The sequence below is a fragment of the Mucilaginibacter agri genome, assembly GCF_009928685.1.
Lineage (GTDB): Bacteria > Bacteroidota > Bacteroidia > Sphingobacteriales > Sphingobacteriaceae > Mucilaginibacter > Mucilaginibacter agri.
Map to the genome: position 1 here is coordinate 382,765 of NZ_WWEO01000045.1, position 21,175 is coordinate 403,939.

At 40.8% G+C, this 21,175-nt stretch carries 20 protein-coding genes; 13 read left to right on the forward strand and 7 right to left on the reverse strand.

Annotated elements, in window-relative coordinates:
* The first annotated feature begins 6 nt into the window (after positions 1-6).
* Both GSY63_RS21850 and msrB read left to right on the forward strand, forming a co-directional pair.
* On the forward strand, positions 7-627 hold the full coding sequence (locus GSY63_RS21850) for a fasciclin domain-containing protein (RefSeq protein ID WP_166587980.1): 621 nt from the start codon (positions 7-9) through the stop codon (positions 625-627).
* A gap of 86 nt (positions 628-713) precedes the next feature.
* Positions 714-1,190 carry a peptide-methionine (R)-S-oxide reductase MsrB gene (gene msrB / locus GSY63_RS21855; protein ID WP_166587981.1) on the forward strand — a complete coding sequence of 159 codons (477 nt, stop codon included), beginning with the start codon at positions 714-716 and terminating at the stop codon, positions 1,188-1,190.
* On the opposite strand, the gene GSY63_RS21860 is transcribed toward msrB, so the two are convergent.
* Positions 1,180-1,533, reverse strand: coding sequence for a GIY-YIG nuclease family protein (locus GSY63_RS21860; RefSeq protein ID WP_166587982.1), 354 nt, complete (start codon positions 1,531-1,533; stop codon positions 1,180-1,182). The genes msrB and GSY63_RS21860 overlap by 11 nt on opposite strands.
* A gap of 85 nt (positions 1,534-1,618) precedes the next feature.
* On the opposite strand from GSY63_RS21860, the gene GSY63_RS21865 reads away from it, so the two are divergent.
* The 6 genes from GSY63_RS21865 to GSY63_RS21890 all read left to right on the forward strand — a co-directional run bounded on the left by GSY63_RS21865 (position 1,619) and on the right by GSY63_RS21890 (position 5,889).
* Positions 1,619-2,392 (forward strand): XRE family transcriptional regulator, encoded by a 774-nt coding sequence (locus tag GSY63_RS21865; protein WP_166587983.1) that lies wholly within the window; start codon positions 1,619-1,621, stop codon positions 2,390-2,392.
* Positions 2,393-2,455: 63 nt separating this feature from the next.
* Complete coding sequence (locus tag GSY63_RS21870) at positions 2,456-2,830, forward strand: hypothetical protein (protein ID WP_166587984.1); 375 nt, start codon at positions 2,456-2,458, stop codon at positions 2,828-2,830.
* Positions 2,831-2,896: 66 nt separating this feature from the next.
* Complete coding sequence (locus tag GSY63_RS21875) at positions 2,897-4,024, forward strand: aminotransferase class I/II-fold pyridoxal phosphate-dependent enzyme (protein WP_166587985.1); 1,128 nt, start codon at positions 2,897-2,899, stop codon at positions 4,022-4,024.
* Entirely contained in the window at positions 4,017-4,625 is a 609-nt protein-coding gene (gene bioD, locus GSY63_RS21880) for a dethiobiotin synthase (RefSeq protein WP_166587986.1), read from the forward strand. The genes GSY63_RS21875 and bioD overlap by 8 nt, the downstream gene beginning before the upstream one ends.
* 21 nt (positions 4,626-4,646) lie before the next feature.
* Positions 4,647-5,534, forward strand: coding sequence for a 3-hydroxyacyl-CoA dehydrogenase family protein (locus GSY63_RS21885; protein ID WP_166587987.1), 888 nt, complete (start codon positions 4,647-4,649; stop codon positions 5,532-5,534).
* 61 nt (positions 5,535-5,595) lie between these two features.
* On the forward strand, positions 5,596-5,889 hold the full coding sequence (locus GSY63_RS21890) for a YXWGXW repeat-containing protein (protein WP_166587988.1): 294 nt from the start codon (positions 5,596-5,598) through the stop codon (positions 5,887-5,889).
* Positions 5,890-6,110: 221 nt separating this feature from the next.
* Here GSY63_RS21890 and argS read toward each other — a convergent pair whose 3' ends face one another.
* Positions 6,111-7,877 carry an arginine--tRNA ligase gene (gene argS, locus GSY63_RS21895; protein ID WP_166587989.1) on the reverse strand — a complete coding sequence of 589 codons (1,767 nt, stop codon included), beginning with the start codon at positions 7,875-7,877 and terminating at the stop codon, positions 6,111-6,113.
* An 82-nt stretch (positions 7,878-7,959) separates the two neighbouring features.
* On the opposite strand from argS, the gene GSY63_RS21900 reads away from it, so the two are divergent.
* The 4 genes from GSY63_RS21900 to GSY63_RS21915 all read left to right on the forward strand — a co-directional run bounded on the left by GSY63_RS21900 (position 7,960) and on the right by GSY63_RS21915 (position 12,942).
* Complete coding sequence (locus tag GSY63_RS21900) at positions 7,960-9,405, forward strand: arginine deiminase family protein (protein WP_166587990.1); 1,446 nt, start codon at positions 7,960-7,962, stop codon at positions 9,403-9,405.
* Positions 9,406-9,495: 90 nt separating this feature from the next.
* Entirely contained in the window at positions 9,496-10,431 is a 936-nt protein-coding gene (gene ctlX, locus GSY63_RS21905) for a citrulline utilization hydrolase CtlX (RefSeq protein ID WP_166587991.1), read from the forward strand.
* A 204-nt stretch (positions 10,432-10,635) separates the two neighbouring features.
* Positions 10,636-12,030, forward strand: a complete 1,395-nt coding sequence (locus tag GSY63_RS21910; RefSeq protein ID WP_166587992.1) for an arginine decarboxylase — start codon at positions 10,636-10,638, stop codon at positions 12,028-12,030.
* Between the two features lie 189 nt (positions 12,031-12,219).
* Positions 12,220-12,942: a hypothetical protein gene (locus tag GSY63_RS21915; protein ID WP_166587993.1), complete on the forward strand. Its 723-nt coding sequence runs from the start codon at positions 12,220-12,222 to the stop codon at positions 12,940-12,942.
* Here GSY63_RS21915 and GSY63_RS21920 read toward each other — a convergent pair whose 3' ends face one another.
* Positions 12,943-13,662 carry an RluA family pseudouridine synthase gene (locus GSY63_RS21920; protein WP_166587994.1) on the reverse strand — a complete coding sequence of 240 codons (720 nt, stop codon included), beginning with the start codon at positions 13,660-13,662 and terminating at the stop codon, positions 12,943-12,945.
* Between the two features lie 145 nt (positions 13,663-13,807).
* Here GSY63_RS21920 and GSY63_RS21925 point away from each other — a divergent pair, with 145 nt between their 5' ends.
* Entirely contained in the window at positions 13,808-14,290 is a 483-nt protein-coding gene (locus GSY63_RS21925) for a hypothetical protein (protein ID WP_166587995.1), read from the forward strand.
* A 47-nt stretch (positions 14,291-14,337) separates the two neighbouring features.
* On the opposite strand, the gene GSY63_RS21930 is transcribed toward GSY63_RS21925, so the two are convergent.
* The 4 genes from GSY63_RS21930 to alaS all read right to left on the reverse strand — a co-directional run bounded on the left by GSY63_RS21930 (position 14,338) and on the right by alaS (position 20,960).
* Positions 14,338-15,027 (reverse strand): response regulator transcription factor, encoded by a 690-nt coding sequence (locus GSY63_RS21930; protein WP_166587996.1) that lies wholly within the window; start codon positions 15,025-15,027, stop codon positions 14,338-14,340.
* Positions 15,028-15,123: 96 nt separating this feature from the next.
* Positions 15,124-16,236: a redoxin domain-containing protein gene (locus GSY63_RS21935; protein ID WP_166587997.1), complete on the reverse strand. Its 1,113-nt coding sequence runs from the start codon at positions 16,234-16,236 to the stop codon at positions 15,124-15,126.
* Positions 16,237-17,706, reverse strand: a complete 1,470-nt coding sequence (gene gatB / locus GSY63_RS21940; RefSeq protein WP_166587998.1) for an Asp-tRNA(Asn)/Glu-tRNA(Gln) amidotransferase subunit GatB — start codon at positions 17,704-17,706, stop codon at positions 16,237-16,239. It abuts the gene before it with no gap.
* Between the two features lie 611 nt (positions 17,707-18,317).
* A complete protein-coding gene (gene alaS / locus GSY63_RS21945) occupies positions 18,318-20,960 on the reverse strand; it encodes an alanine--tRNA ligase (protein ID WP_166587999.1) in 2,643 nt (880 codons plus the stop codon).
* Positions 20,961-21,175: the final 215 nt, after the last annotated feature.

Sequence of the window (21,175 nt, forward strand, 5' to 3'; positions counted from 1 at the left end):
GATTTTATGCGAAGGGTATTATTACTCATAACAATAGTTTTTATTAGCATTGGCGTATACGCACAGAAAGTAGCCATGCCTTCTACCCCGGTTACTGATAGTGTTAGGGTTAAAATAAACAAAAGTAAAAAGGTAACAGAGGTAGACGGTGTCGACATGTACGCCTCCAAAGACATCGTTCAAAACTTAACCAATGCTCCGCGGTTCAGCATCGTACTTAACGCCATAAGGAAGGCTGGATTAATTGGTACATTCAAAAGTAAAGGGCCTATTACCATGTTCGTGCCTACTAACGAGGCCTTTAAAAAACTTCCGGAAGGCAGATTGGATACACTTTTAAAGATAAATCATAATCTCGATTTGTGTCAGCTGTTGGCTTATCATGCCATTGTGGGGAAAGTAAACAGTAAAAAAATTTCTAAAGAGATACGCGCCGGAAAAGGTAAAGCCATATTTACCACCTTAGCCGGTAGTAAACTAATCGCTACTGAAGACGATAAGGATAATATTGTACTTACCGACGAGTTTGGGAACAACAGCCTGATACAGGTTGACGACATTGAGGAGAGCAATGGTATAATTCATGTCATAAACGGGGTGTTAGTGCCCAAACGCAGATCCATTTAAAAATGGTATCGTAATTAGAATAACACGTTGTCTGTAAATAAGCGTGCTGTAAACAACCAGATACAGAAACATAAATGTTAAACCAAATGAAAACGATAGCGAGTTTAATGGTGTTTAGCGCAGCTTTATTGTTAAGCTGTCAGCAAATGAGTGGGCAAACTAATCAAGGTAAAACCACCAGGGTTGAGGCAGAAAAGTGGAAGAACAAGCTCACGCCCGATGAGTACGATATTATGGTGAATAAAGGCACAGAACCTCCGTATAAAAATGCTTACTGGAATAACCACCAGAAAGGCATTTATGTGAGTGCCGCGACAGGCGATACACTGTTTAGTTCTAACGATAAATTTGACAGCGGCACGGGCTGGCCGAGCTTTACTAAGCCGGTTAAAGCCGATAAAGTGGCGTTTATAAAAGACAGTAGCTTTGGAATGGAGCGTACCGAAGTAGTGGAAAAAAGTACCGGCTTGCACCTCGGCCATATATTCGACGACGGCCCGGTTGATCGTGGTGGCAAGCGATATTGTATGAACTCCGGCGCTCTGAAATTTATTAAGCAGTAGCTTTTAAACGCGATGCAAACGACGGCCGAACATAAGTTCTGGTGCGCATACCGTGTTCGTATTTTAATCCGATGGTAAGGTCTACCCAATCAGCATTTACAGACCTAATCATTTTTTCTTTCTGGCTACGGGTAAATGTGCTTACAAATTTAAAGCGCTCCATGGCCATATCTTCATTATTAATCTCCTCAAAATAAACCAGGCGGTTTAGTTGTTGTGCATTATCAAAAAATAAGGTGGGCATATCGCTGTAAAACTTCAAGGTTTTAACTAGATCTGAGCATAAACCTACGTGCAAATTTTTTCTGTTTCTGTCTGTAATAATATAGATGAACCTTTTCATTTGATAATAATGTTTGCTAGTCAAAAAATAATTACTAATTTTATGAGCATAAAGTTACTAACAAAATTAGCAATTCCAAATATTTATGTCAATAATTTCATCCAACCTAAAATTTCTTAGAAAGAAAAAAGGTTTAACCCAACAACAATTTGCAGACGAAATAGGTATCAAAAGGTCGTTGGTTGGCGCTTATGAGGAAGATCGGGCTGATCCAAAATACGATTTGCTAAAAAAATTAGCAGTTTTTTTTGATGTTAGTATTGATGCCTTAATCAATGAAACTATCGATGAAAAATGGGCACCAAAGCCTAAAGGCAACCCGGCTAATCTGCGTGTGTTGAGTATTACAGTAGATAAAGAAGATAACGAGAATATAGAATTGGTACCCGTTAAAGCCAGCGCAGGGTATTTAAATGGCTACGCCGATCCCGAGTTTGTGGGTACATTACCGAAATTCTATTTGCCTATGTTTAAACAGGGCACCTTCCGCGCTTTCGAGATAAAGGGCGATTCTATGTTGCCTTTATTATCCGGCAGTATTGTTATTGGCGAATATGTTGAGAATTGGGCTGATATTAAATCGGCAGAAACCTATGTAGTAATTTCTAAAACCGAAGGCGTAGTATATAAACGCATCGGTAACAGGTATAAAGAAAATAAGAAACTAAAACTGATATCAGATAACCCGGTATATGAGCCTTACGAAATTAGCGGCGAAGACATTTTAGAAGTATGGAAAGCTAAGGCTTATTTTTCAACCCACATGCCCGAGCCTACTCCCGAACCTACCATGGAAAGCCTTACCGCCATGATGACACAGATGCAAAGATCCATTTCAAAACTGCAAAGCAACAATTAAGTTACAGCCTTGTTATTAAACCATTAGGGTATATCTTTATCCTAACTATAAAAAACTGAAAACATGAAAAAGATCTTTTTAATGTGCTGTTTAGTGGTGGGCTTTGCAGCAGCATCACATGCACAGGGCGGCCGTATGCGTATGAGCCCTGACGAGCAGGCTAAAGCCATGCAAACCCAGTTAAAATTAACTGATGATCAAACTGCTAAGATCACGTCTATTTTAACTGTCCAGGCTACTAAAATGGATAGCGTTCGTACAGCTTCAAACGGCGACAGGCAAGCTATGATGCAAGGTATGCAGCCAATCAGACAAGATTCACAAGCTAAAATTGTTGCTATTTTAACACCAGAGCAAGCAGCTGCTTACAAAAAAATGCAGGATGAGATGCGCGCGCGTATGCAAAACGGCGGTGGTGCTCCTCCACAAAACAACTAATTGCAAAAATTGCAAATAGAAGAAGCGGCCATTGTGCCGCTTTTTTTATTTTAGCTGCAGATTAAAATGTCGCATCAAGCAGATACATATCTTACCGACAGGCTCAACCAGCGCAAGCATGATAGTAGTTATCGGATGCTAAAATCTGAGAACGTGGATCTTGTAGATTTTGCTTCAAACGACTATTTAGGCTTTGCCCATTCTCCTATTTTAAAGCGCAATATAGCGGACGAACTCACTAAGCATCCAGAGTATCTAAATGGATCAACAGGCTCTCGCCTACTGACCGGAAATACCCGGTATGCACAAGATTTAGAATTGCAGCTGGCACTATATCACGGCTTCGAGGGCGGTTTACTTTTTAACTCGGGCTATGATGCTAATGTTGGTCTGTTTTCCAGTTTGCCGCAGCGTGGTGATACGGTAATAACCGATGAATTGATCCACGCCTCTATTATAGACGGTATACGCCTCAGTAACGCCAATCGATATACTTTTAAGCATAATAACCTGGAGGCCCTTGAGGAGAAGCTAAAACATGCTAAAGGGTTAATTTATGTGGTGATAGAGAGTGTATATTCGATGGACGGAGATATCGCCCCCATTGCCGACATTCTTGGCCTAACTGGACAATACAATGCGCATTTAATAGTGGATGAGGCGCATGCTATAGGCGTGTTCGATAAGGGTTTAGTAGATCAATTAAGATTGCAGAACCGTGTTTTCGCGCAGATCATAACTTTCGGGAAAGCTATGGGTACGCATGGTGCCATTGTTTTGGGTAGCCGGATATTATGCGATTATTTAACCAACTTCGCGAGATCTTTTATTTATAGCACTGCCGCATCCTTTCACCAATTGGCCGGTATTAAAATGGCTTACAAACTTCTCGACGCTTCACAATCGAAAATAGATCAACTGCAGGATAATATTAAACTGTTTAAAAATCTGCTATCAGGCTACCATATTGAAACTAATAGTTTTAGTGCAATTCATTGCATTATTATAGGGAATAACGATACAACTAAAAATGCATCGCAGGTTTTACAAGATAAAGGTATTGACGTAAGAGCTGTACTGAGCCCCACTGTGGCAATTGGTACAGAACGGTTACGCATCTGCTTGCATGCTTATAATACCGCTCAGCAAATGGAGTTGCTGGCACTTACACTAAATAACATCATCAATGGATAAACCATTATTTATAACCGGTATCGGAACCGGCATAGGAAAAACAATTACCGCCGCTATATTGACCGAAAAGCTACAGGCAGATTATTGGAAACCGATACAGTCTGGCGATTTGGATGATAGCGACACGCTTAAAGTACAGTCGCTAATTTCAAACACTAAAACTGTTTTCCATCCAGAGACTTATCGACTTACGCAGCCATACTCGCCTCATAAATCTGCAGTTATTGATGGTATAACTATTGATATTAACAGATTTAGAATACCTGCTACAGATAATCAACTCATTATTGAAGGTGCAGGCGGTTTAATGGTACCGCTGAACGAAACCGATTTAATTATAGACCTAATCAAAAAGTTGGACGCAGAAGTAATATTGGTATCTCAAAATTATTTGGGAAGTATTAATCATACGATATTATCATGGAAAGCCCTTATGCGCGAAGACATCCCCATCAAAGGCATTATCTTTAACGGAAATCCCGATTCTGAATCGGAAAGATATATTCTGCAGTATACAGGCTTAACTTTAATAGGCAAAATTCCATTATTGGAAACCTTGAGTAAAGACGCTGTTAGAGCTGCTGGGGATTGGCTTTATTAAACCTTTTTTACACATTTGAAAATGGAAAAGATTACCGTTATAGGTTCGGGTACAATGGGAAATGGTATTGCCCATTTATTTGCGCAATATGGCTATAAAGTTGCATTGGCCGATGTTAGCCAACATGCTTTGGACAAGGCGATTGTGACTATCACCACTAATTTTGATCGCCAGATAAAAAAAGGCACAGCCGATGAAGCTGTTAAACAGAATGCGCTCGGTAATATCACAACTTTTACAAACCTGAAAGAGGCCGTTAATGGCTCGGGGTTGGTAATTGAAGCCGCTACGGAAAATAGCGAAGTCAAACTCCAACTATTTAAGGAGCTTAGCGAATATTGTTCGGACGATACAATCCTTGCGACAAACACATCTTCGATATCTATTACAAAAATCGCTTCCGTAACTAAAAATCCTGAGAATGTAATTGGCATGCATTTTATGAACCCCGTCCCCGTGATGAAACTGGTAGAAGTTATCAGAGGGTATGCAACTACAGATAGCGTTACCAACACAATAATGCGCCTGGCAGAAAAACTGGATAAAGTACCTGTTGAAGTAAATGACTATCCAGGCTTTGTAGCCAACCGCATATTAATGCCCATGATTAACGAGGCGATCTATACACTTTATGAAAGCGTAGCCGGCGTTTACGAAATTGATACGGTAATGAAATTAGGTATGGCCCATCCCATGGGGCCTTTACAATTGGCAGATTTTATCGGTTTGGATGTTTGCCTTGCGATATTAAATGTACTCCACAACGGATTTGGCAACCCTAAATATGCACCTTGCCCTTTGCTGGTAAATATGGTTACTGCCGGGCATAAGGGTGTAAAAACAGGCGAAGGTTTTTATAAATATACTGCCGGAAGTAAGGATCTTGCCGTTGCGCCGAAGTTTGCCTGAACAGCTGGTTAAACTTTTGTAGTAAGAGGTTGTCAAAAAATATATAACAACTGATTACTATATGAAAACTGCAATTAAATTAATATTAGCAGCTGGCATTGCGGGAACCCTATTCTCGTCATGCGGAAGCAGCAGCTATTACGTGACTGAAAGACCTGTAGAACCCGTTTACGTACGCCCCGCTCCTCCTTATGCTAATGCCTATTGGGTACCCGCCGAATGGGCGTGGCGAGGCAACACATATGTTTACGTTAACGGCTACTATACGCACCCACGTCAGGGACATGTATACCGACAAGGCTATTGGCGACAATCTAACCGTGGCCAGGTTTGGGTACACGGATCATGGAGATAAGTCCCGATTTCGAATTTATTTTAAAGAGCAAAGGCTTTCCAGTTGGAAAGCCTTTGCTCTTTTTTGCTTCTCGTCATCCCAAACTTGTTTCAGGATCCCGCAAGACAGGTAGCAGACTTTGTATATCTGCTTGGCAAATGGGGTGCTGAAACAAGTTTTGCATGACGGGCGGAGAGGTTTACCCAGTTAACTACTCACTTAATCAACCCCTCACCCTTCTCCTACATCCTTTCCGGAACCTCAATGCCCAGCAAGCTCATCCCTCTGCTGATTACACCTGCAGTAGCTGAAGAAAGTTGAAGCCTGAATTTTTTCAGAGTGTCATCCTCCGCTTGAAGTATAGATTTCTCGTGGTAAAACTTGTTGTAAGTTTTAGCCAGTTCGTAAACGTAATTAGCAATAATAGCTGGGCTATGGTTCTTTGCAGCCTGGCTTATTACCTCGCTAAACTGGGTCAAGGTGATTATCAGATCGCGTTCAACCGAATCTAACCGGTCAACGGGAGTTTGTGCGCTTAAATCTACTCCGGCCCTACTCAATACAGACTTGATACGTGCGTGTGTATATTGTATAAACGGACCAGTGTGTCCTTGAAAATCTATCGATTCGTTAGGGTCAAACAACAAACGTTTCTTGGGTTCAACTTTTAATAAGAAGTATTTCAATGCACCCATGCCAATCATATGATAAAGCTTATTTTTATCTTCATCACTGTAGCCTTCAACCTTACCTAAAGCTTCCGTTTGCGTTTTGGCAGTTTGCTCCATTTCAGCAATCAGGTCATCAGCATCAACCACCGTACCTTCACGCGATTTCATTTTGCCCGAAGGAAGATCGACCATGCCGTAAGATAAATGGTATAAACCTTTAGCCCATGCTTTACCCAATTTCTCCAGTATCAGAAACAACACCTTAAAGTGATAATCCTGCTCATTACCAACAACGTAAATAGACTGGTCCATTTGGTAATCGTCGTATTTTAGTTGCGCAGTCCCCAAATCCTGGGTAATGTAGACCGAAGTCCCATCAGCCCGACGCACGAGTTTTTCATCCAGGCCATCGGCAGTAAGATCTATCCAAGCAGAACCGTCTTCTTTTTTAAAGAATACGCCGCTTGCTAATCCTTCTTCAACAATATCCTTGCCTAATAAATACGTGTTAGATTCGTAATAGTATTTATCGAAGCTAACGCCAAGTTTATTATAGGTTTCGGTAAAGCCTTCGTAAACCCAGCCGTTCATGGTTTTCCAAAGTTCAATTACTTCGGTATTGCCTGCCTCCCATTGTTGCAACATTTCCTGCGCCTCTTTTATCAGCGGGGCGTTTTTCTTGGCCTCGTCTTCTGTCTGGCCTATTTCTTTAAGAAAGTCTATTTCCTTTTTGTATTCTTTATCAAAGATCACATAGTATTTACCTACTAAATGGTCGCCTTTTAAACCCGAAGAAGCTGGTGTTTCACCATTACCAAACTTTTGCCAGGCCAACATAGACTTACAGATGTGGATACCGCGGTCATTTACCAAGTTAGCTTTAATTACTTCGTAACCATCAGCAGCCAAAATTTCTGAAACAGAAAAACCCAACAGGTTATTACGCACGTGACCCAAATGCAGTGGTTTATTGGTATTTGGTGAAGAATATTCAACCATTACCTTTTTGCCATTTGGCTTAGCTACTGTAAAATCAGGCTTTAAGATAGTATTGTTCAGTTGATGTAACCAGTAAGCGTCGCTTAAAGAGATATTCAGAAAACCTTTGATTACATTAAAACCCGAGACCTCAGCTACTTCGTTTTGCAAGAACTCGCCAATATCTGTGCCCGTTTGCTCCGGCGATTTTTTAGAGAAACGCGTAAATGGAAAAGTAACAATCGTTACCTGGCCTTCAAATTCCTTACGGGTTTCCTGCAAATTGACGTCTGCAGCGGTAACGTCAGTATTATATAAGGTTTTGACAGCTTTAATGGCCGCCTCTATGATAAAATCCATTCGCCAAAATTAATAAATTGGCGCAACCTGCCCGAAATAATTATAACCTCAAAAATCTATATTAGATTTGTGTTACATACTTATGATAAACGATAAAGATTTTAAGATAAACGTAACTTCCGAAATCGGCCGCTTACGCGCGTTGTTGATACACAGTCCCGATAGTGGCTTAGGTAAAGTTGTGCCTTCAAAGGCCCAGGATTGGCTTTTTGAGGATATTATTCACCTGGATACCATGCGCAAGGGCGAATATGATTATTACGTTAAACTACTCATGTATTTTCTCGATGACCAGAAGATCGATGGTCGTTTGGGAGAAATTGACTTATCAGAAAATGCCCGTGGTTTTTACAAACCCGACAATGAAAAGTTTCATAACTCTAATAAAGTGATCGAATTTCAGTCGTTACTGGCAGATATTTTGGCTGACGAAGAAACACGCTTAAAATTAGTAGCCTCGGTTTGCGCGATAGAAAGCTGCAATTACCGGTTACAGGAACAGTTAACTAATACCGACCCTATAGAATTGGCTAAGATTTTAATATCGGGCTCATTGAGCGATGATAAAATGATCTTTGCCCCTATTCCTAATCTCATTTTCTCTCGCGACATTGGCATTATCATTAACGGATATGTTTTAATAAATAAACCGGCTAAAAAAGCACGTTCAAGAGAAACCTTACTGGCTCGATACATCTTCTTCAACCATTCTTTATTTGATGCTTATCAGGATAAGATCATCGAGATACCCGAGATGGAGCAATATTTCCTTCGCCCGGGTGAGGATAATGACGAACGTACCACTTTAGAGGGTGGCGACGTTATGGTGGTAAGTGCCGACCATGTGATAATTGGTTGCAGTGAACGTACATCGCCAAGTGGTGCAAATGAGGCCATCAAGTTGTTGTTCGAAAATAACGTGGTTAAAAAGGTGACCATTGTTAAAATTCCACACAAGCGGGATTACATGCACATTGATACCATTTTTACGCAGGTAAAACGTAATGTTTGGGTATTATTAGGATCGTTAGCGATAGCAAAAGCGGCAGTGAAAGAGATTGAACCGATTTCATGGTTCGTTGATAAGCGCTTAAAAGACCGCCCGGAAATTATCCAGTTCTACAGTAATCAGCAGCAGCCACGCATGTTTAAAAGCTTGGAGGAGTTACTGAATGATATTAGTCAGAACGATTTAAAAAGCACCGAGCCTACAAAATTCATTTATTCAGGCAACAATACTTTCCCTTTTGATGCACGCGAGCAATGGACGGATTCCTGCAACCTCTTAGCGTTAAAAGAAGGCGTGGTATTAGGCTACGATCGCAACGACAAAACGCTCGAAGCGTTTAAGGCCAATGGTTTTAAATCGATTAAAGTAAGTAAGCTGTTGCAGCAACTTGAGAACAAAAAGATTACAGTAGATGAGATTCAGGATACTTTAATACTAATGCCATCGTCAGAACTTTCCCGTGCCCGCGGTGGTTTTCACTGCATGAGTATGCCGCTGTTAAGGGATGAGATTAATTAGTTCATAGATTATAGTTGATAGATCATAGTAGCTGCCCTATCAACTATTTGGAACTGCTATGAACCATGAACTACTACTATGAACTAAAAAATGAAACAATCCACCACTACCCTACTAATGATCCGCCCCGTTAGGTTTGGTTACAACGAACAAACAGCAGAAAGCAACGCTTTCCAAAACAACGTTGAATTAAAGGCCGAAGAAGCACAGGCAAAGGCGTTAAATGAATTTGATGGCTTCGTAACCGTGCTGCGCGCTAGTGGGGTAAATGTTATTCTAATTGATGACACCGTTTCGCCTCATACTCCCGACTCGATATTCCCAAACAATTGGATTTCTTTACATGATAACGGAGATGTTGTACTTTACCCTATGCAGGCAGAGAATCGTCGGCTGGAGCGAAGAGAAGACATCATTGCCGACTTAGAAGATGGCTTCACCGTTAAACATGTAATTGATTTGAGTCGTTTCGAAGCTACTGATCAATTTCTGGAAGGCACTGGTAGTATGGTGCTGGATAGAATAAATAAAATCGCTTACGCGTGTTTGTCCCCTCGTACAGATGTGGAGGTATTGGAAGCCTTCGGTAAACAGGAAGGCTATCAAAGAGTTTTGTTCCGGTCTGTAGACTCAAATGGGCAGCCTATATATCATACCAATGTGCTAATGTGTATTGGAACAAACTTTGCAGTTATCTGCCTGGAAAGCATTAAGAATGAGCAAGAAAAGCAATCGGTCATAAATTCTTTAAAATCTACAGGCAAGGAAGTGATTGATATTACGTTTGATCAAATGAACCGCTTTGCCGGAAATATGCTGGAAGTGGATAGCGCAAGTGGCGAAAAATTGTTGGTGATGTCGCAAAGGGCTTACCAATCTTTACATGCTGAACAGGTTGAGAAACTAAATCAATATGCACGGTTGATTTATGCTGATTTGGATACGATAGAGACCCTCGGCGGAGGTAGCGCACGTTGCATGTTGGCAGAGGTGCATTTACCCAAAATTGATTCCGAAAAATTGTGATTTTTTTTCTGACTTCCTGAAGTTTATCAAAACACCAAAAATCGTATATAAATATCTGATTTTTAAATAATTATGAAGGTATTGAATCTTTCGATAGCTATTTAAAAATTAAGAAAAAGTAATCAAAACAACATATTACTATTATTACTTAATATGTTAAGCAAAAAAATCACATTTTTGCGCAAAATATATCGATACAAATAGATGCAAAGTTACCAGGAGTTCCTTGACCTGAGCGTGGGTTTCCCGCAGGATGGTTTCGAGATTATCGAAGATGAATTATTCTTTAATGATCTGAACCTGATGGAGATGATAGAAACGTATGGCACTCCCCTGCGTTTTACTTATCTGCCCATTATTTCAAAGAAAATACAGCAGGCAAAGCTGATGTTTCAGCAGGCTATTGTGAAAAACAATTATCGCGGTACTTACAAGTATTGTTATTGCACCAAAAGCTCGCATTTTAAGCATATTGTAGAAGAAGCGTTACGCAACGATATTCACCTCGAAACGTCGTCTGCATTTGATATGCCGATGATTGATACATTGGAGAAAAAAGGTGTGGTAAGCAAAGATATTACCGTGATTTGCAATGGCTTTAAAACCTTCCAATACAAGCAGTATATTATCGATATGTTGCACGATGGTTATAAAAACATCATTCCTGTATTAGATAATAAAGAAGAGTTCAACATTTTCGATGACGAGATCGAAATGGACACCCCTTGTAACCTGGGTATCCGTATAGCTGCTGAAGAGCAACCAGATTCTCAATTCTATACTTCGCGCCTAGGTATTCGTCAGGAAGATATTATCGATTTTTATTATAATAAAATTGAGAAGAACCCTAATTTCAAACTGAAGTTATTACACTTCTTTATCAACTCCGGTATCTCAGATACCCCCTATTACTGGAACGAGTTGGAGAAATACGTTACCCTTTATTGCAAACTGAAAAAGATCAACCCGGATCTGGATACTTTGGATATCGGTGGCGGTATGCCATTTAAAGACTCATTGGTATTTGATTTCGATTACGAATACATGGTAAACGAGATTGTTAGCCGTATCAAAGAAATTTGCGCAGAGCACGATACTATTGAACCGGATATTATTACCGAGTTCGGTAAATATACCGTTGCCGAGGCATCTGGAATCCTTTACAAAGTATTAGGCCGCAAGCAGCAAAACGACCGCGAGCGCTGGTTAATGCTGGATGGTTCGTTCATCACCAACCTGCCGGATGTTTGGGCTTTGAACCAAAAATATATTCTGTTACCGATCAACAACTGGGATTCAGAGTACGAGCGTGTAAACTTGGGCGGTATTACCTGTGACGGTCAGGATTATTACAACCAGGAAGCACACATGAACAGTGTGTTTATGCCTAAGACCCGTAAAGTACAATACCTTGGTTTCTTTAACACTGGTGCTTACCAAGAAGTGTTGAGCGGTTATGGTGGTATCCATCACTGTTTGTTACCATCGCCTAAGCATGTCATCATCCGCAGAAACCGCGATGAGACATTTAACTTCGAGGTATTTGGCGAAGAGCAAAATAGTAAGCAAGTATTGAAGATATTAGGTTATACAACTTAGGTGTGAGAACCCGAATCTTCAAAATTTAGGAATTATCGGAATAAAACAAAGAGGTGCACATAATGCGCCTCTTTTGTTTTATAACATTTGCGACAGTGATAATACGATTGTAGCTATCAAATCAGTGATTTCCTGATGGTTAAATTTTTTATATATTAGTATTTATTCAAATACTCGCAACCTTTATCTATGACCTCTGAAGAAGAACAACACCTGAAAGATCTTGTAAAAGATGCTTTAAAGGAACAGAAGCCCGGCTGGTTAACACTTATTGAGAGGACAATTATTCCCGTAATTCTTTGTATTTCCACCGTCGTATTGGGTATCGTTGGATGGCGGTCGAACGAAACTCAATTGAATTTGACTAAGGAGAAACAACGATTGGATTCTATTAATACAGATAGAAGTTTTCAGCTGAATCTTGTGGAGCAATATTCACAGGATATTTCATCAGGAGATACACTTAAACGAAACAATGCTAACTACCTGCTTAGGTTAATGGATAGTTCTTTCGCAAAAAAAGTATTGTCGTATCCATGGTATTCGTCCTATCAGGAAAAGGAAGGTGTAGTTTACAACAAAGAAGGTAATGATATTATTAAAAGCCAGAGCGATATACTGTTAAGCTACTCGAATATCAAGGTTTATTATACAGATGCATCTCAAAAAGCTAAAGCAACATCGATAAATAAATTGCTTAAAGACCGTGGTGCCCAATCCAATGTGTCTGTTCCGGGTTATTCTTTATCTAAGGTTAATAACCAAATTGTTTATTACAATGTAGCTCAACTAAATTATTGCAAGGCAGTGCAGAACTTGCTGCAGAAAAGCAATTATGGAAATTTTGAAATAAGGCAAAGCTCAGGTGCATCGCAAACTATCCCCTATTTCAAAATCTACGTAACCCAATAATTAAGAGTCAAACTTATCCAATAGTTTCAATAACGTATCGAAGTCCTTCGGATACGGTGCATGGATAGTTACTTCTGTTTCTTCATTAATTTTAAAGGTGACCTCGAAGGCATGTAGGGCAAAGCGTTTCATAATTGGTTGCTCTTCCTGGTCTTTGCCCAAAACATATTTACGTTTCAGCGACGACAGATATACCGGTTTACCTTTATACATAGCGTCTCCAGCGATTGAAGCCCGTTGAGTTGCCAGATGGATACGGATCTGGTGCATACGGCCCGTAACCGGGCGGCACTCCACCAGTGTATAGTGTTTAAAGTACTTTAACGATTGAAACCAAGTCTCGGCGCGCTTGCCTTCTTGGCGGCTGATGCTTACACTTCCCTTGCCCGTATTTAGAATGGGCAGGTCTACAAATAATTCATCAAATACATGCGTACCTTCAATTACCGCATGATATACCTTTTTTACTTTGCGGCGTTCAAACTGCATAGACACAAGGCGATACGCTTCCGGGTTTTTGGCGATAATTAAAGCACCAGAGGTTTCTTTATCCAGGCGGTGGCAAATCTGTGCATCATCATGATAAGCCTTTGCCAGGCGCAACATATTAATTTCGGCTCCTTCGCGCTCGTCGAGGGTGCTGATAAATGGTGGTTTGTTAACTACAATAATATTATCGTCTTCAAATATTATCAGGTCTGCAAATTTTGGAATCTTCATATTTTACGGCTACAAAAATACAGTTAATTACTGACACACCTGCTTTAACACCCAATAACTGTTTATGTGCTAAAAAACAAAACTTAATAACGCATGTTAAGCAGGTATAATTCAATAATTTACTTATATCAAACCCTATAAAAACATGAGTACTGAAGGCAAATCACCGGAAAAAGAGGAAAAAGGTTTCTTCGAAAAGATAATAGACCAGGTTAGCGAAATATGGGAAGGCACAAAAGATAAGACCGAAGACATAGTTGAAGACCTGAAAGAAGAGGCTGTAGAAGCCAAAGAAGTTGTGGGTAAAAAAGTATCGCAGGCCACTAAAGCCATTAAGAGCAAAGCGGCCGAGATTACATCCAAAACAACCGCCGCAAAGAAATCTACTACCGCTAAAGTTGATTCAGCTGCAAAGTCGACAACTGCAAAAGCCAAAACTACTGCTAAAGCAGCAGCAGATACAACTGCAAAGAAAGCAAGCGCCGTAAAGGCAAGTGCAACTAAAGCTGCCGACAAAGCCAAAGCGGCCGTGAAGAAAGAAACTAAGGCAGCCGTTAAAACGGTAAAAGCTGCAAAGCCGGCGGCCAAAGCCGCAGTTGCTAAAACAGTAGCAGCAGGCAAAAAATAATCAGCATTTTATAAAAAGAAAAGAGGCCCTCAATTGAGGGCCTCTTTTTATGCTTCAAATTTGTAGCCTACACCTTTTACAGTCGACACATATTTTTCGCCCAACTTCTCACGCAGTTTGCGGATATGGACATCGATTGTACGGTTGGTAACCACTACAGAATCTTCCCAAATATTTTTTAAGATGTTTTCGCGAGTATATACTTTACCTGGTTTTGAAGCCAGTAGATATAACAACTCAAATTCCTTTTTTGCTAATACCACCTTTTGGCCATTTTGGAACACCAGGTAAGCTTCACGATCAATCACCAGGTCACTTACTTCAAGCTTGTTATCGCTTACTTCTTCTGGAGAAGAGTTTCTGCGTAAAATGGCATTGATGCGGCTAACCAAGGCACGTGGCTTAATCGGTTTGGCGATATAATCATCGGCGCCAACGTTAAAGCCGGCAATTTCAGAGTATTCTTCGCTGCGGGCAGTTAAAAATACCATAAAGGTGTTTTTAAACTCCGGCATGGTGCGCATAATACGACAGGCTTCTATCCCATCCATTTTAGGCATCATAATATCCAGAATGATCAAATCAGGCAATACTTTCTTAGCCTCATTTACCCCTTCCTGGCCATTGCTGGCCGAGTACACCTGGTATCCTTCTTTTTTTAAATTATATTCTATTAGTTCCAGAATATCTGGTTCATCATCAACAATTAAAACTTTGTGTTTGGTCGAAGTACTCATAGGGCTAAATTTTGCATAAAAGTAACTGCTTTAAAGCACCAAATGATTAATCAAATGTTAACAAATTGTTAATCTTCATAATTAGTTAACAATGAGTTAGGGCTTACTGAACGTTTTCTTTAAAATTTCTTCAAGGTCAATACCTGTAACATTTTTAGCCACGATAACGCCCTGTGGGTCAATAAAGAAGTTCGACGGTATAGCTTCTATATGATATAACATTTCTGTTGGTCCTTCAAATCGTTTCAAATCTGATGCATGTTGCCAAGTTAACTTATCAGCATCTATAGCTTTTTGCCAGTCTTTTTTATCGGTATCCAATGATACTCCTAAAATATTGAGGCCTTTATCGTGGTACTGTTTATATAATCTTACCACATTAGGATTTTCCGCACGGCAAGGTGCACACCACGATGCCCAAAAATCTACCAACACGTATTTGCCTTTAAAATCGGCTAATTTAACCGGTTTGCCATCTATGCCAGTTGTTTCAAAGTCAGGTGCTTTATGACCTACCGAAAGTGGTTTGGCCAGCTCCATCTGTTTAACGAAGGTTCGTACTCCAGGGTTATCTTTAAAATTATCTTTAATGTCGTCGGCATATTTTACCAGATCTGCTTCGTAACGCATGGCATCAAGCGAGGTGGCTGCATAAAAGCCTGCCAGAGACGTTTTATTTTCGTTCACAAACTTCAAGATAGCCTGGCTATAATCGTTAAGATTGGTTTGGAATATTGGCGTATAAATTTTAAGCAGCGAGTCTTGATTGCCCTTTGTAGCTTTTGCCTGGTAATCGGCAACCAATTTGGTGTTTTTATCGCTGTAAATATTGCTGATCTTGTTAAAATCCTGAATCTTTTGCGATTCGTCCGAACCGCTTACCTGATATGTATGACTAGAGTCGGCTAAATCTGTTTTAAAGGTAATATCGTCGCCGTTTTTTGCGATCAGATCAAAAATAGCTTCGCCGGCACGCAATTTAAAAAGGTTGGGAAATGGTGTAGATTTTTTGAATTCGAATTTCCCATCGGGTGCAATTGCGGTTGAGTCAACCACGTTAACGCTTGCGCTGTCGGCAGCCAATAAATATACTTTTTTTGCTTTAGCGAAGTTTGTTACTTCTCCAGATATTTTAAAGCCATCTTTATTTTTACAGGCCGATAATGCAGCCACTAACAATGCTGCGCTGTAAAGTTTACTAATTTTCATTTATGCGTTTTCTAATGCTTTTATTAATAGTTGATTTGTTTTTTGCGGGTCGATCTTACCTTTAGATCGTTTCATAATTTCGCCCATAAACAAACCTAAAACTCCTTTTTTACCTTTTTGGTATTCTTTAACCTTATCAGGATGTTTTTGCAGCGCTTCTTGTATAAATTGTTGCAAATCGTCGCTGTTTTCGCTGATTAGCAAGTTTAGTTGCTCAGCCAGTTCGGCAACTGTTTTACCCGAATGTTTCAACAACGCCGGGAAAAGCTTTTGTGCGGCAACACTGTTGTTGATCTTGCCGCTGTCCACTAGGGTTATTACGTCGGCGAGATCATTAGGGTTTAATCCCGAATTAACTAAACTTGTGTTGTGCTCATTCAGGAATGACTTAACGGGACCCATCATCCAGTTTGCCGCCGACTTATAGTTGGCTGTATGCTGAATCAGTTGTTCGAAGAACAAAGCTAATTCTTTATCCGAGGTTAATACCGAAGCATCATAATCAGTGAGGCCTAAATTGGTTGTATATTTTTGATAAAGCTCAGATGGTAAAGCCGACATGCCAGCTTTAACGCGGGCAATGTATTCTGGCGTGATGCTCACCGGCACCAGGTCGGGTTCAGGAAAATAACGATAATCGTTTGCCATTTCCTTACTCCGTAACACGGATGTCTCGCCAGTATCGGCGTTAAAATTAAGGGTGTTTTGGCTTATATATCCACCATCCTCAATAACCGCCACCTGGCGCAGAAACTCATGTTCAATAGCGCGCTGAACGTTACGGATGGAATTTAAATTTTTCACCTCGCAGCGGTTACCATATTCGGTAGCACCTCTTTTTCGTACGGATATGTTGGCATCGCAACGTAAGCTCCCCTCCTCCATGTTGCCATCACAAATATCGAGGTAGCGTACCAGCTTACGGATTTCCGTTAAATACTGCCCCGCTTCTTCGCTGCTGCGCATATCGGGCTGCGAAACTATTTCCAGTAAGGGAACGCCCGCGCGATTAAGATCGATCAGCGAATTGGTATCGTGCTGATCGTGGATGCTCTTGCCTGCATCGTCTTCCATGTGGATATGGTGTATAGCAATATCTTTTTGCGTACCATCACTTAAACGCACTGGTATACTGCCGCCAATGCATATCGGTTGCTGATCCTGGGTTATCTGGTAACCGCGAGGCAAATCGGCATAGAAATAATTCTTACGGGCGAACGTATTAAAAGGGTTGATTTCGCAACCACAGGCCAGGCCCATTTTTACGGCGTATTCAACCATGCGCTCATTGGCGAAAGGCAAGGTGCCGGGGTGACCAATAGATATCATACTGATATGATGATTGGGCATGGCTCCAAAAGCAGCCGAATCTGAACAGAAGGCTTTGCTCTGCGTAGATAACTGGGCATGAACTTCGAGACCTACAACCAGTTCGTATTGTTCGAGTACCCTGTCTGATATTTCTGTCATAACAAAATTCGGTTATACCTTTTGGGGTACAACTTTAAATAGTTTATAGCTTGCAATATAGTGTAAATAGCTATAAACTTTAAAATCAGTTTCATTAAAAACACCGGATTTTTAAGACACCAATGCCCTAAAATAGATAACGCGCTAATCTGACCGAACATATCTAATCAAACTAACGCGTTTATAATTGGCTGGTCAAATCTAAATGTTATTTCAAAAAATCCAAATTATTTTTTGCGGCGCTGACAGCAATGTTACCTTACAAAAAGTGGTGCAGTGGTGCAAAGTTCCACATGCACCACTGTGTTCCAACTTAAAAGTCATTTTTACTTTAAATAGTTGTAAGTAACTATTTGTTTATCAATGTATTAGTTCTAAATTTTCAATTCGGATAAAATAGAGCATGTTCCACTTTTTATGACTTGAAAGTATTTTTGAGACAAAAGTGTGTCAGCAATTGTGTAGAGATTTGAGCGTTTTTTCCTCGAGCGCGGACGCTCTTAATGGCTTAATAAAAAGGGTGTCATGGCGGCAGTCGAAGCATGATGCGGATGGGCTCCGCGCTACACTTCGAGTGCCTCAGTATGACACCCCTGATATTTTGAAGCTGTTTACTGAATAAAGCTCTCGGCTTTATTCAAAGCTACTTCCAGCCCGTTAACATCTTTACCACCTGCTGTGGCAAAGAACGGCTGACCGCCGCCACCACCCTGAATTTCCTTGGCAAGTTCGCGAACGATGTTTCCGGCGTTTAAGCCTTTATCTTTAACAAGGTTTTCAGAAAGCATAACCGTAAGGTTCGGTTTGCCATCAAAATTTGCGCCCAATACCAGGAACAGGTTTGGCACAATGTCTTTCAGCTGATAAGCAAGTGTTTTAACAGCTTCTGCATTAGGCAGGTCTACCCTTTCGGCAATAAAATTAATTCCATTGATTTCTTTTGACTTCTGAGCTAATTTTGTCTTTAAACCGGCGGCTTTTTCGAGGATCGATTTCTCGATCTCCTTTTTCAGCTTGTTGTTTTCTTCCAGTAAACCCTCAACGCTTTTAGAAATATCCTTAGGGTTTTTTAACAGCTCTTTTAATTGCTGAACCAGTTTACTTTGCTCGTTAATATAATTTTCGGCAGCAATACCTGTAATAGCCTCTATGCGGCGTACGCCGGCAGCTACAGCACTTTCGGCTACAATTTTAAAGTAGCCTATCTGTCCGGTTGCTTTAACATGGGTACCACCGCAAAGCTCTTTAGAGTAGGTTTCGTCGAATGTTATCACGCGCACAAAGTCACCGTATTTTTCGCCAAACAGTGCAGTTACGCCGCTTTCAATAGCTTGTTGATAAGGTACACTACGTTCTTCACGCAGGAAGATATTTTCGCGCACTTTCTCGTTAACAATAGCCTCTATCTTGCCGATCTCTTCTTCGGTTACTTTACTGAAGTGCGAAAAGTCGAAACGCAGATATTCGTCATTAACCAATGAGCCTTTTTGGTTTACATGCGTACCTAAAACCTGTTTTAAGGCAGCATGGAGCAGGTGCGTAGCAGAGTGGTTGTTATTGGTTTTGTTTCTGCGTTCGGCATCAACAATAGCCGTTAATGCGTCGCCAACTGATTTTGGAATGGTGTCGGTAAAGTGAACGATTAAGCCGTTCTCCTTTTTAGTATCCGTTACCGGAACGATCTCGCCATCAGGGAAAACCAATTCACCCGTGTCGCCAACCTGGCCACCGCTTTCTGCATAAAAAGGTGTTTTATCCAATACGATCTGAAACTGCTCTTTACCTTTAGCTTTTACCTTGCGGTATTTAATAACATGGGCAACGGTTTCGGTTTCGTCGTAACCGGTAAACTCAACGTTGTCGCCTTCCTGAAGAACAACCCAGTCAGCAGTATCAATGGCTGTGGCTGCCCGCGAGCGATCTTTTTGTTTTTGAAGTTCAATTTCGAAACCTTCCAAATCAACAGAAAAACCAGACTCTCTTGCTATAAGCTCTGTCAAATCTATAGGGAATCCAAAAGTATCGGATAGCTCAAATGCGGTAAAACCCGAGATTATTTTATCGCTCTCAGCCGCACCCATTGCTTGATCGAAGCGGTTTAGGCCATTTTCTAGCGTACGCAGAAAGGACGCTTCCTCCTCCAAAACTACTTTTTGTACAAAATCTTTCTGCGTATACAACTCATCAAACACCCCCTTAAACTGCTCTGCCAATAAAGGCACTAACTGGTTTAAGAACGGTTCTTTGAAACCTAAGTATTGATAAGCGTATCTCACGGCACGGCGAAGAATCCTGCGGATTACATAGCCTGCTTTATTGTTTGATGGCAACTGACCATCTGATATCGCAAAGCTGATAGCACGGATATGATCGGCCATTACACGCATGGCCACAGCATCATTCCAATCAGCATCGCCTGGTACGGCAGATGCATTATATTTTTTGCCGCTTTTTTCTGCAATGAATTGGATCATCGGCTGAAAAACGTCGGTATCATAATTCGATGTTTTATCTTGCAATACACGAACCAAACGCTCGAAACCCATGCCGGTATCCACATGCTTGTTGGGCAATGGTTGCAGGTTGCCGTCTTTAAGGCGGTTAAACTGCATAAACACGTTGTTCCAGATCTCAATAACGTTCGGGTCGTCGGCATTTACTAAGCTTGCGCCGGGTACTTTTGCTCTTTCTTCATCGCTCCTGCCATCGTAGTGGATTTCAGAACATGGTCCGCATGGGCCTGTTTCGCCCATTTCCCAAAAGTTATCCTTTTTGTTACCCGGTAAAATGCGGCTCTCATCAACATATTGTTTCCAGAAATCGTACGCCTCCTGATCTTTAGCTAAACCTTCTTTTTCGTCACCTTCAAAATAGGTAACATAAAGTCGGTCTTTATCAATGCCGTAAACACTGGTTAATAGTTCCCAACTCCATTCAATGGCTTCTTTTTTAAAATAGTCGCCAAAGCTCCAGTTGCCTAGCATTTCAAACATGGTGTGGTGATAGGTATCGATACCTACTTCCTCTAAATCGTTGTGCTTCCCAGATACGCGCAAGCAACGCTGGGTATCGGCTACTCTTGGGAATTTGGCTGGTGCCTCGCCTAAAAATATATCCTTAAACTGGTTCATACCAGCATTGGTGAACATTAAAGTAGGGTCGTTTTTAACCACAATAGGTGCCGATGGCACAATAGCGTGCCCTTTAGAAGCAAAAAAATCTAAAAAAGCCTGACGTATTTCCTGAGCTGTCATAAGGATGCAAATGTAGTATTTACTCGGGAAGTCAGGAAGTCCGGATGCCGGAGTTTTTAGTTGCAGTAGCGAGTTGCAGTAGCAGTGGGGTAATTAGTCAAATAAAACAGAAGCAAAATGATATGCACCATTGCCTTTATTTAGATTGATGCGGCTATTTAACCGTGTTTTTCGGGCATTATTTGTTTTCTATATAGACATATCAGCCATAAATT

What these genes read in the sequence shown, in the direction of transcription:
- GSY63_RS21850 (WP_166587980.1), top strand. Translation starts at nt 7, where the DNA reads ATGCGAAGGGTATTATTACTCATAACAATAGTTTTTATTAGCATTGGC.
- msrB (WP_166587981.1), top strand. Translation starts at nt 714, where the DNA reads ATGAAAACGATAGCGAGTTTAATGGTGTTTAGCGCAGCTTTATTGTTA.
- GSY63_RS21860 (WP_166587982.1), bottom strand. Translation starts at nt 1,533, where the DNA reads ATGAAAAGGTTCATCTATATTATTACAGACAGAAACAGAAAAAATTTG.
- GSY63_RS21865 (WP_166587983.1), top strand. Translation starts at nt 1,619, where the DNA reads ATGTCAATAATTTCATCCAACCTAAAATTTCTTAGAAAGAAAAAAGGT.
- GSY63_RS21870 (WP_166587984.1), top strand. Translation starts at nt 2,456, where the DNA reads ATGAAAAAGATCTTTTTAATGTGCTGTTTAGTGGTGGGCTTTGCAGCA.
- GSY63_RS21875 (WP_166587985.1), top strand. Translation starts at nt 2,897, where the DNA reads ATGTCGCATCAAGCAGATACATATCTTACCGACAGGCTCAACCAGCGC.
- bioD (WP_166587986.1), top strand. Translation starts at nt 4,017, where the DNA reads ATGGATAAACCATTATTTATAACCGGTATCGGAACCGGCATAGGAAAA.
- GSY63_RS21885 (WP_166587987.1), top strand. Translation starts at nt 4,647, where the DNA reads ATGGAAAAGATTACCGTTATAGGTTCGGGTACAATGGGAAATGGTATT.
- GSY63_RS21890 (WP_166587988.1), top strand. Translation starts at nt 5,596, where the DNA reads ATGAAAACTGCAATTAAATTAATATTAGCAGCTGGCATTGCGGGAACC.
- argS (WP_166587989.1), bottom strand. Translation starts at nt 7,877, where the DNA reads ATGGATTTTATCATAGAGGCGGCCATTAAAGCTGTCAAAACCTTATAT.
- GSY63_RS21900 (WP_166587990.1), top strand. Translation starts at nt 7,960, where the DNA reads ATGATAAACGATAAAGATTTTAAGATAAACGTAACTTCCGAAATCGGC.
- ctlX (WP_166587991.1), top strand. Translation starts at nt 9,496, where the DNA reads ATGAAACAATCCACCACTACCCTACTAATGATCCGCCCCGTTAGGTTT.
- GSY63_RS21910 (WP_166587992.1), top strand. Translation starts at nt 10,636, where the DNA reads ATGCAAAGTTACCAGGAGTTCCTTGACCTGAGCGTGGGTTTCCCGCAG.
- GSY63_RS21915 (WP_166587993.1), top strand. Translation starts at nt 12,220, where the DNA reads ATGACCTCTGAAGAAGAACAACACCTGAAAGATCTTGTAAAAGATGCT.
- GSY63_RS21920 (WP_166587994.1), bottom strand. Translation starts at nt 13,662, where the DNA reads ATGAAGATTCCAAAATTTGCAGACCTGATAATATTTGAAGACGATAAT.
- GSY63_RS21925 (WP_166587995.1), top strand. Translation starts at nt 13,808, where the DNA reads ATGAGTACTGAAGGCAAATCACCGGAAAAAGAGGAAAAAGGTTTCTTC.
- GSY63_RS21930 (WP_166587996.1), bottom strand. Translation starts at nt 15,027, where the DNA reads ATGAGTACTTCGACCAAACACAAAGTTTTAATTGTTGATGATGAACCA.
- GSY63_RS21935 (WP_166587997.1), bottom strand. Translation starts at nt 16,236, where the DNA reads ATGAAAATTAGTAAACTTTACAGCGCAGCATTGTTAGTGGCTGCATTA.
- gatB (WP_166587998.1), bottom strand. Translation starts at nt 17,706, where the DNA reads ATGACAGAAATATCAGACAGGGTACTCGAACAATACGAACTGGTTGTA.
- alaS (WP_166587999.1), bottom strand. Translation starts at nt 20,960, where the DNA reads ATGACAGCTCAGGAAATACGTCAGGCTTTTTTAGATTTTTTTGCTTCT.